The sequence below is a fragment of the Polynucleobacter sp. 35-46-11 genome, assembly GCF_002281105.1.
In genome coordinates this window covers 1-4,313 of record NZ_NCFJ01000190.1, presented here as the reverse complement: position 1 = coordinate 4,313, position 4,313 = coordinate 1, and the positions used below count along the sequence as shown (strand labels likewise).

Sequence of the window (4,313 nt, the reverse complement as noted above, 5' to 3'; positions counted from 1 at the left end):
AGGCGAGGGTAGTCGATGACCGTAATAATGAAGCCGATGACCGCAAACGCTAGTGATATTACAATATTACCGATGTTCTGATTAACGGCCCAACTACCAAGCACAGAGATACTGATCACCAGCGGTACCAGAACATTGGCACGAATAACCGTAACCTTTGCCAAATATTTAGCAAGCAAAATACCGGCAATCGAGGCAAATACACAGGCAGCAACAAGCGCCCAAATCAATTCATAAATTAAGTCCTGATGTTCAATCATCAAAAGTGGGCCGGGGTCAACGCCATGCAAAATTAAAATTGCGAGGAAGACGGCCATTTCAGCGCTACCAGGAATCCCAAAGGCCAGTGTTGGGATAAGTGTGCTGCAATCTTTTGCATTAATCGCAGCCTCGGGAGCGATCACCCCTTTTATATTGCCGTGGCCATATGTCTCCCGGTCATTACCAGTCTGAGAGATAATCGAATATGAAGCGAAGGCTGCGACTACACCACCAACTCCCGGAATGGCACCGATCAATGTGCCGACGAGCGATCCGCTCAGGACCACCTTCCAGTGTGTGAAAGTTGATCTTACACCTTCAAAAGTTTCTGAAAATTTAAATGCATTTGCTGTCTTAGCGATCGTACCACCTGAGACAAAAAGACGGATCATTTGTGTTAATGGAAAGAGACCAATGAGTGCAGGCACCAGCGGAATACCATTCCATAGGTATGGCACACCAAAAGCGTAACGGATGTCGCCGGTCACTGCATCGTAGCCGATTGTTGAAATCATGAGGCCGAACATGCCGACCAGCAATCCTTCCAACAATTTACCACTTGAAGTGAGCGAAACAATCACCAGCCCAAATACGCACATCAGAAAAAATTGCGGCGGCCCAAAAGACAGAACAATATTGCGCGCGATGGGGATAATCAGCAGTAATGCAAACGTGCCAATGATGCCACCCATAGCGTTGGCGCTGGCGGCTGCGCCAATGGCAAGCCCGCCCTTACCTTTTTGCGCTAGCGGAAATCCATCAAGACAAGTTGCGGCATTAGGGGCGGACCCAGGCGAGTTGATCAGGATGGCGGAAATCGAACCGCCCATTGGCACACCACCCATAACGCCCGCTGACAATGCGATCGACGTGGCGGTATCAAGGCCAAAGGTTAGAGGGATCAGCAAAGTTAAACCAGTAGTGCCACCAAGGCCCGGTACCAGGCCAAAGAACATCCCGAAACCAACACCAGCGATCAGGTACAAAATATCTTTTAATACGAATAGACTCTCGAAACCGCTCATCCAAACACTGAACATTTTTTCTCTTCCCGCCTCAGGCCGGCATTACGCCATCTTGGTTTGCTTTAACGCACCACTCTTTAGAAAACATATTACATAACATGGCCCAAGGACGACAGGGCGCCCGGACCATCTTCATGATAATAAAACGTCTCCTTACTTTCCCAGACAACGCCCAACAAGGCCTATTGTGCGTATTGCGAACCTTTGTCACATAATACGATCATGCCAAAATTCGTCAAGCGGTGAGGCTTAAGTAGTTTTCCGGATAGACACTTGTGACTGTCCAACGCGGATAGGTTGATAAGTCTGCTGCTATGCAGCGGAGATGCAGAAGTCATTGGCCTTTCAATGAATGACCTATTTTAGACTCAAAGCGAAGATCTAAGTTACTAATCACGAGATCGTCCGCATCAAAATATTCTTGACGGCTGCCTAGCTTCGTCATATGTTCCGCATGAAGGAGATGTATTCCTCTATGCGGAACACCCAAAAGGACGGAAGGTTGTCGTCTGTAGCAACAGCCATGTTGCTATTGAAAAGCTTTACGGATGAACATAACGAGTTGGGTATTGGCGCATTATCGCGTCATCTGGGTCTTGCCAAAAGTACTGTCCATCGCTTGGCGTCGACCCTTCTTGATGCTGGTATGCTCGATCAGAATAAGGAAACGGGAAAATACAGGCTTGGCTTGACCGTTTTTGAACTGGGTATGTTGGCTCGCCGAAAAATGGATATTTATAACGAAGCAAAAATTTTCCTGCGAGAGTTGCGTGAGAAAACCCAGGAAACAGTCAATCTTGCAATCATGCGCGACGATAGTCTCATTTATCTGAATAGTCTGGAAAGTCCGAGCGCTATAAAGGTTCGTTCTCATATGGGTTTGCGTTTATCAGCGCATTGCTCGGCTGAAGGCAAGGTTCTTTTGGCTTTTGGTGCACCGGACGATCAGGCGAGGATCATCGCTCAGGGCTTGTCTCGTCAAACCCTGAATACGATAATCGACCCAGTGGTGTTTGCGGATGAGATGAAACTGGTCGAAGACCGCGGTTACGCCACTGACTACGAAGAGAGTGAAATAGGCGTTCGATCTATTGCTGTCCCGGTATTTTCGGGAGACAACGATGTTGCTGCGGCGGTAGGAATTTCTGGTCCCGTGCAACGCCTAACTAAACGCACGCTCACCTCATATTTGCCGGCGCTCACTCGTGCGGCTGACGCACTTTCAACTAAATTGGGTGCTGGCCCTCGCTATGCGCCACCAGCGCTGCGAATGGCAAAATAGTGGGAATATTCTCAAAAATTGTGAGCGCCGTTTCCCCGGTCATGATGCATGAATGGGAGGAAGACCACTATCATGATCACGATGATTTCGCACTTGATCATAACCCGCATGAGGATGGTCTGTGGCAATCGGATAATGTCGAGCTGATCAGCGTCGGAATTGATATCGGATCATCAGGCACCCAAGTCATATTTTCGCGCATCATGTTGCAACGTGGTGGCGACCAGCTATCGAGCCGATACTTTGTCGTCTCGCGCGAGCAACTCTACCAATCGCCGGTGTCGCTTACACCTTATGTTGCAGGTTTGCTGATCGACAAATCTGCGTTGGGCGATATTATCGATACTGCATATAATGCAGCAGCGATAGCTTCGTCACAGGTTGATACAGGAGCAGTTATCCTTACCGGTGAAGCATTAAGGCGAGAAAATTCGCACAACATTGCGGATATTTTAGCGGCTCATGGAGGCGATTTCGTTTGTACAATGGCGGGGCATCATATTGAAGCCATGCTCGCCGCATATGGTTCTGGTGCAGCGTGGGCCTCAAACGAGCAGCATAAGCGTGTTCTTAACATAGATATCGGTGGAGGTACCACAAAATTCGCTATCCTCGAAGCTGGTCGTGTGACAGCAACCGCTGCCATTCATATAGGCGGCCGCCTTCATGTTTATGACCCGGCGCAGCGGTTAATACGTCTTGAGCCTGCCGGTCAGGCGATTGCAGCATCGACTGGTTTCAACTGGCAACTTGATAATCAAGTGTCGCTCAACGAGAAAGACGCCGTTGCGGCTTGGATGGCCCGCGCCATCATAGCTGCCGTAACCGCAGGAGAGTCATCGCCAGAGTTGGAGGCGTTCTGGCTCACCGATAAATTGCCAAGTCTTGATGGTATTGAAGCAGTAATGTTCTCTGGCGGTGTTTCGGAGTTTATATATGGCCATGAAGACCATGATTTTAATGACATGGGGAAATTGATCGGTACCAAAATAGCTCAGATGCTTGCCAAAGGTGAGTTGCCATGGGCTGCGCTACCCGCTGGAGCCGGAATTCGGGCTACCGCTTTGGGGTTATCGGAATATTCTGTGCAGCTGAGCGGCAATACGATTTACGTGCCCGTCCCTGAGGCGGTGCTACCACGTCGAAATTTACGTGTTATGCAGCCAATGTATGAGTTTTCTGAAATTGTTGACTCAGAAGCCATTGCTTTGGCAATTACTGACTGCTTGAATAAATTTGATGTCCGGCATGATCAGGATGATTTTGTCTTGGCTTTTCATTGGTCGGGCCCGCCGCGGTATGAACGGATTGCAGCTTTTGCTAAAGGTTTGGCTATGGGAATGCCGGACGCCATGCAATCCAATCGTCCAGTTTATGTGGTGATCGATGGTGATATTGCCCGCACGTTGGGGCGGATTTTGCAGTATGAATTGTACGTGCGCGCGCCATTGCTGATCGTGGACGGTGTCAATCTGGCAGATTTTGACTACATCGATTTTGGTACTGTCAGAATTCCATCGAATACGGTGCCGATCACCATAAAATCGCTACTTTTTTCAAAGGATCCGAGAATGGCAAACGACTATAAAAATGAACATGATCACCCGCATGAACATGCACATCACCACTCACATCATACACACTGATACTGAATTTTTTACGCTCACGATCCTTATGGAGGACAGCAGGCATGGCTAAAGACGCGATGGTTTCAGAGGACTTGGCAAAGAAATTTGCTACGGAGA

Annotated in this window: 3 protein-coding genes; 2 read left to right on the top strand and 1 reads right to left on the bottom strand. The window is 48.6% G+C overall.

The window, feature by feature from the left end; genetic code table 11:
* The coding region (locus B7Y67_RS11480; RefSeq protein ID WP_293598758.1) for a tripartite tricarboxylate transporter permease at positions 1–1,301 on the bottom strand (1,301 nt) is incomplete at its 3' end.
* A 460-nt stretch (positions 1,302–1,761) separates the two neighbouring features.
* Here B7Y67_RS11480 and B7Y67_RS11475 point away from each other — a divergent pair.
* Together B7Y67_RS11475 and B7Y67_RS11470 are read left to right on the top strand one after the other, a co-directional pair.
* Positions 1,762–2,568, top strand: a complete 807-nt coding sequence (locus tag B7Y67_RS11475; protein ID WP_293598757.1) for an IclR family transcriptional regulator — start codon at positions 1,762–1,764, stop codon at positions 2,566–2,568.
* Between the two features lie 20 nt (positions 2,569–2,588).
* Entirely contained in the window at positions 2,589–4,214 is a 1,626-nt protein-coding gene (locus B7Y67_RS11470) for an ethanolamine ammonia-lyase reactivating factor EutA (RefSeq protein WP_293598756.1), read from the top strand.
* Positions 4,215–4,313: the final 99 nt, after the last annotated feature.